Origin of the sequence: Mesorhizobium abyssinicae (assembly GCF_049887195.1) — a bacterium.
GTDB classification, from domain to species: domain Bacteria; phylum Pseudomonadota; class Alphaproteobacteria; order Rhizobiales; family Rhizobiaceae; genus Mesorhizobium; species Mesorhizobium abyssinicae.
The window spans coordinates 1-5,877 of the sequence record NZ_JARAKC010000056.1; the positions used below are offsets into that span (position 1 = coordinate 1).

Consider the following 5,877-nt stretch of genomic DNA (forward strand, 5'->3'; position numbering starts at 1 on the left):
ATCACCATACCGGCCAGCGGCTTCTTGAAAGGCCGCGAGGAAAAGGCCTGAGAGAAGAACGCACTCGATCACCGAACATCAGGTTGGAAAGCTTCTTGCATCGAGGGCGGCAACCAGAGAAGAACGATGCTGCTGATGCGGAAGCCATTGTCATTGCAGCGCGGCAGCCGGAAATGCGCTTTGTCGAACCTAAAACACGTGATCAGCAAGCGCGGGCTATTCTATTTCGGGCGCGAGAACGCATTGTCCATCAACGCACCGAGCTGGTGAACGCTCTGCGCGCAATGCTCTACGAGTATGGGCATGTTGTTCCCGTGGGAATTGGGCACGTCAAGCGGCTGGAAGTGCTGAACGACAAGACCAATAATCTGCCCGAACTCGTGTGCGAGGAGGGCCTGGATCTCGTGGCGCAGATTAGCGAAAAGACCGCCAGAATAGATAGCAAGACCCAAAAGCTGTCCTCTCTCGCCAGGCAAACCGATGTGGCGCGGCGTCTTCAGACGATGCCCGGCATCGGGCCGATGACCGCCGTGGCCGTCGAAGCCTTTGCGCCGGCTATGGAAAAGTTCAAATCGGGGCGCGACTTTGCCGCTTGGCTCGGCCTCGTGCCGCGACAGTTTTCGTGAGGTCAGTGCAAGGGAGAGGGACCAGACCGCGCAGGCGACGCACGCGAGCTTCATCAGACGTTCTTGCGACAGGCTCCGTCTGAATGTGCCGTTGGAGATGCCGGCGGAGACGGCGCCCGTCCCGAAGCCTGCCATGAGCGTGCCATAGGCCTCCCAGATGATCGGGGACTACCAGCGGCAGCAGTGCGAGAATGGCGATGCTTGCCAGGCCAAACAGGGTTCCGCGTGCGATCGCCGCCTTGATTTCCGAAGACATCGCCGTGAAGCGCAGCCCGTCATAGTCAACTCGCGCGGGAGAGGCGAAGAGCGAACCCCACTTGCAGCGCCATATCGTGCCCAAAGGGACCAGATAGGTGAGGGTGGTCACGCTAAAAGCCGCCAAAAGCCCAAACGAGGCAACCACGATGCCGCCGAGCGCCGGGCCCACGGTCCGGACCGTGTTGAAGCCGACGGAGAGCAGGGTCACGGCAGTCGGGACATCGCGTCGGTCGACGATATCGCCAACCGAGGCCTGCCAGGCGGGATCGTGAAGAGCACCCCCGTATGCGATCAGAAAGCTCAAGCCGAGGATCATCCACGGACTGACAAAGCCCAGCGCCACAACAGCGGGTTAGCACCGCCGATCCTATCACCATCAGGCACCGGCCGGCGAACATGACCCTGCGACGGCTGAAATTGTCGGCGAGGGCCCCCCGCGAATACTGACAAGATGAAAGCGGGCAGGTTCGATGAAGCCTGCACCAGCGCAACCATCAGATCGGAAGTCGAGATCGTCGCCATCAGCCAGCTGATGGCGACGATCTGCATCAACCAGCCGAGAGAAGAGACTGGGTAGCGAGCCAGATCGAACGAAAGGTCGGCTGCATGAGGGGCGCAAACGTCGTCGGCGCAGCCAAATCTTCAACTGATCCAGCCACTCTACTCATTTTTTGCGAGCCTTTGCTTTCCGTTATCGGCCGTCTCGCATGTAATCTCGACTGAACCGTGGCGGCTGGCAAAATTGAAAGAAACTCTTTTGCCTCCGACGAATGCGGCCACAGGTGTTTAGCAGACGAGACCCAGGCCCGAGCCGGGCTCACCTTGCCTTCGAAGACATCACCTGGGTGGAGCCCAGATACTTGCTTGTCGCTTGACTCAGCATGCTTCATCCGAGCGTCACTACGCCACGCTGACCACTTTCGTCATCGAAAGGCAAGCAGCGATCACCGATCTTGCGGTCGACAATGTTTTGTAAGCTGATCGGCAGCAACAGTCGCAAGGCTGAAATCAGCCGAAAGGAGCGCCGCCTGAAGGAGGCTGACATTCTCGATGGGGTGGCCCGATCATCTCAAGCTCGGCTGCGCGGCGCTTCTGTCTGCCCGTGAAAGCAACACCAGTTTCGCATCCGCAATCGCAACCTCCCTTTGGCTGGACGGGTTGATCGCCAGCAGGGCGGGAGCCAATTCTGTCGTCCGCCCTGATCGCAGCGACGAGTTCGACGAGCTCGTTGAGCGGCAAGATCATTGCACAAGCTGGGCAGGCTCATGTTCGGCGCGTTCTCTTTCCGGTCGTCTCGTCCCGATGATCCGGTTCTGCGGGCAGTTGACCATCTGCGCGCGCGCTCTACACGGCCGGAAACTGCCCGCGCGCAGGTGCCGCTCGCGTTCATGACCCGCAAATGGCGGCTGCGTGTACGCCCGGATGGTATCAACATCGATCTGCGCGCCTGGCAAGTTGCGGTGCTCGTTCACCTGCGGGAGCGCCTGCGGGCGGGCGACATATGGGTCGATGGCCAGTCGAGCGTGGCGTAGTTCCGAGGATTACCTATAAGGAGGCGATGAATCTTGGCTGTAACGTCATCTCCCTGGGCAACGATCGGGTGTTGACGTCTAGGCACAACAGTCTGTGGTCCAAAAACTCCGTGCAGATGTCGATCCTGATTTCCCAGAATTTGCCAAGGGCGGCAGCGGCATCCATTGCCGGACCATGCCGCTCAAACGGGTATCCGTCGCGGGCTATGGGGAACTCATCCTGCAAGGTGTTCGCTCACGATCGGGCTGGCGCTAGCCAGCGCGCTCCTGGCAGTCGCTCTGGGCGCCCTTTATGTGCTCACCTACAAAAAGACGGCAGTGGGAAAGATTTTGGCCGTCGGCTGCCTGCCCCCAAATTCTATCCCCTTTCTCTCTAGGGTGGCACGAGATTTGCTCTGTAACAGGCTGCGGAGTTGTATTCGTGTCGCGAGGCACAGCGAAGGAAGGAAACAACTTGCCAGATTTGCGACCGAAAACACTTTATGGCCGGTAGGGCATTCTGAAACATGCAATGCAGGCGGCAGCACCGCGCAGAAGTGGCAACATCACGGTAGTACGCGCCCCCGGCTCGGCTGCGGAATACAAAAGGATAGTGCTATGATTGTGCGTAGCCTGCAGGATGTTGAAGCGACCGGTCACTTCGTCGATTGGGGCAATGGAACTAGCCACCGCCTTCTGACCGATAAGGACGGCATGGGCTTTAGCATCTGCCACACCGTAGTGCGCGCTAACACGGTCTCGCTTCTGCAATACCGTAATCATCTCGAAGCCTGCTACTGCATCGCCGGAGAGGGCGAGGTCGAGGACATGGACGGGAATGTCTTCCCCATTCGCAAGGGCGACATCTATGTGCTTGATAAGTATGACAAGCATCTTCTGCGCGGGGGCCGAGACAAGGACCTGATCCTCGTAAGTATCTTCAACCCGCCCCTCAACGGAACCGAGCGCCACAGTCTCAACGACCCGGCAGGCTCGGCATATTGAATTGCGAGGAACATCCACCTTAGCGACCCAACACCATCCGCACCGCATTCCGCCGACCTCAAGCGGAAAAATTGTTTGTTATCTCGTTCACATGGGCACCGCTTTCTCATTGGTCTTCATTGATAAACGGGGGCTTTCCACGAAGAGTCCCTACCTACGCGGCCGCAGCCCGCGTGGACAGTGAGATGTTCCAGGCTCCGCTTGCTTCGGCGAACACATCGGGGAGATTCTGGAAGGCTTGTGCCGATTGAAAGCGCGCTCAAAGGTACGATGTCCGACGATGTCGGATAAGCCACATAGCAGTGTTCTTGCTATCATGTTCATTGCGAACGATTTCGCCTTTGGCACGATGCATGCGTGATCCTCTAAAAAGGCACGGACTAGGAGAAGTCGTCCGCTGACCACGCTCACCGGAAACTCAGACGAGGGAACGGTGGCAACTGCGATACTGTCGGCGACGGTATTGGTGACGGAGGGAGCCTTGGCGGGACACTGCAATCTGGATGAAGGTGGTCGCCTTCCGATATTAAGCGATGATGAGGTGCGGAGCATAACTGCCGCCCATGAGAAGCTGGCCCCTTCAGAGTATTTTTGGCGACAGCGGCTAGAGCAGTTTAAAACATCGCAGCTTCCCTTCGTGTCGTCGTCCGTGGCTAAGACGCCGCCCAGATGGCAGTCGAGTTCGGGCGTCATTCCAAGTGCTTTGGCCAAGCTGTCGCCATTCGATCGCACGGAATATTTGGTAACGGCTTGGCTGATCTATCTCGCCCGCATCACGGGAGAAGCAGAGCTTCAACTGGGATGCACGCCTGCATGGGATAGATTATCGCAAGCCAGTTCGAAAGCGGTGAAGATGCTTATCGCCTCTGTCGTGCCGATCGAAGTTACCATTGATCTTGCACATAATTTTGAGGAAGCGCGCGTGGCGGTGGTGGCCGAATTCGCTCGGCTGACGGAGCACGGCAGCTTCGCGCGGGATCTTATCGCGCGCTGCCCGACATTGCGAGGTGTGGAGGCACTACGATCACATCAGCCCTGGTCGATTGGCATTACGATTACAGCAGATAGCTGTTCTGCCGCTAGCGATCTAGCTTCGAACGCGAGTCCTGAGACAACCCTGTCCGGTGATTTGCTGACATTCGAGCTTTGCACTCTGGATGGGAGCTTTCGATGGCACTTTGATGCAAGTCGATTGGCACCGACGCAGATCGACCGTATGACGCAGCATTTGCAAACATTGTTGTGTGGCGTGATGGCCGATGCGGGGCAGCCGGTCGGCCGCATCGATATCCTGCCGGCCGCCGAGCGCACCTATCTACTGGAGGATCTGAACCGGACGGCGGCCGATTATCGTTCGAACCGATGCATCCATGAGTTGTTCGAGGCGCAGGTGCGGCAAGCGCCGGAGGCGGCGGCGGTGGTCCATGAGGACGAGCGCCTGAGCTACGGCGAGCTCAACGCGCGGGCCAACCGGCTGGCCCATCATCTGATCGCCCTTGGGGTCAAGCCGGATCAGCCGGTGGCGATCTGCCTGGAGCGCAGCCTGGCGATGGTGGTCGGGGTTTTGGCGATCCTCAAGGCGGGCGGCGCCTATCTACCGCTGGACCCGGCCTATCCCAGCGCGCGGCTGCGGCAGGTTGTGGACGATGCCGCGCCGCGGCTGCTAGTTTGCGATGGGGCCGGACGCGCAGCACTCGGCCCCGGGGTGCTGACCGATGTGACGGTGGTCGATCTGGATACGGCCACCCCGGCCTGGGCCGAGCGCGCGCCTTCGGACCCGGACCCGCGCACGCTTGGCCTCACATCACGCCATCTCGCCTATGTAATCTACACTTCAGGCTCTACCGGAACGCCAAAGGGCGTCGAAATGTCCCATGGCTCGCTTGTGAATTCGCTCGCGGGGGTTGGCACGTCAAAACTTTGCACACTTCAATTCGCGACCCTGAACTTCGATGTGTCCTCTCAGGAATTGTTCATTTGCTGGAAGGAGGGTGGACTCCTCGTGCTCTTGCGAGAAGAAATCCGCAAGGACTTCTCCGACTTGCTCGAGTTCGTGAAGGGGGAGGCGATCGAGCGGCTTTTTCTTCCATTCGTAGCATTGAACCATTTTGCGGAGGTCTGGGGCGGGCAGAAAGTGCAACTGCCCTCTCTAAGTGAGATCTATACAGCGGGTGAGCAATTGCAGGCTACTCCAGGGCTTAGGGCGTTCTTCGAAGCACATCCAAAGGCGAGATTGTTCAATCAATACGGGTCGACAGAAATCAACGTCATTGCCGAGCACCGGCTGGCAGCTGACCCATCATGTTGGCCCCAATTGCCTCCCCTCGGCCGTCCGATTGCGAACACGCGGGTGTACCTGCTGGACGGTCATGGCGCTCCTGTGCCGTTCGGGGCGGTGGGCGAGCTTTACATTGGCGGCGCAGGCGTTGCGCGTGGCTACCTGAACCGGCCCGATCTGACGGCCGAGCGGTTCATCG

5 protein-coding genes and 1 pseudogene are annotated in these 5,877 nt (G+C 59.1%); 4 read left to right on the forward strand and 2 right to left on the reverse strand.

Translation table 11 applies throughout. From position 1 onward, the window contains the following. The coding region (locus PU724_RS33305) for a transposase (RefSeq protein ID WP_426213808.1) at window positions 1-626 on the forward strand (626 nt) is incomplete at its 5' end. A gap of 51 nt (window positions 627-677) precedes the next feature. Here the strand turns inward: PU724_RS33305 and PU724_RS33310 are convergent. Next, window positions 678-1,200: pseudogene (locus tag PU724_RS33310) on the reverse strand (MFS transporter); the annotation flags it as partial. Then, entirely contained in the window at window positions 1,197-1,433 is a 237-nt protein-coding gene (locus PU724_RS33315; RefSeq protein WP_426213806.1) for an MFS transporter, read from the reverse strand. The gene PU724_RS33315 and the pseudogene PU724_RS33310, both read right to left, overlap by 4 nt. Window positions 1,434-2,149: 716 nt before the next feature. Between PU724_RS33315 and PU724_RS33320 the strand changes: the two genes are divergently transcribed. The 3 genes from PU724_RS33320 to PU724_RS33330 all read left to right on the forward strand — a co-directional run. Further along, complete coding sequence (locus PU724_RS33320) at window positions 2,150-2,416, forward strand: hypothetical protein (protein WP_354426006.1); 267 nt, start codon at window positions 2,150-2,152, stop codon at window positions 2,414-2,416. A gap of 597 nt (window positions 2,417-3,013) precedes the next feature. Beyond that, window positions 3,014-3,400 (forward strand): ectoine synthase, encoded by a 387-nt coding sequence (locus PU724_RS33325; RefSeq protein WP_354426004.1) that lies wholly within the window; start codon window positions 3,014-3,016, stop codon window positions 3,398-3,400. Between the two features lie 1,252 nt (window positions 3,401-4,652). Continuing rightward, a partial coding sequence (locus PU724_RS33330) for an AMP-binding protein (RefSeq protein ID WP_483238258.1) occupies window positions 4,653-5,877 on the forward strand: 1,225 nt, incomplete at its 3' end.

Coding starts and splice junctions, on each gene's coding strand:
- PU724_RS33315 (WP_426213806.1), bottom strand. CDS start 1,433: ATGCAGATCGTCGCCATCAGCTGGCTGATGGCGACGATCTCGACTTCC.
- PU724_RS33325 (WP_354426004.1), top strand. CDS start 3,014: ATGATTGTGCGTAGCCTGCAGGATGTTGAAGCGACCGGTCACTTCGTC.
- PU724_RS33320 (WP_354426006.1), top strand. CDS start 2,150: ATGTTCGGCGCGTTCTCTTTCCGGTCGTCTCGTCCCGATGATCCGGTT.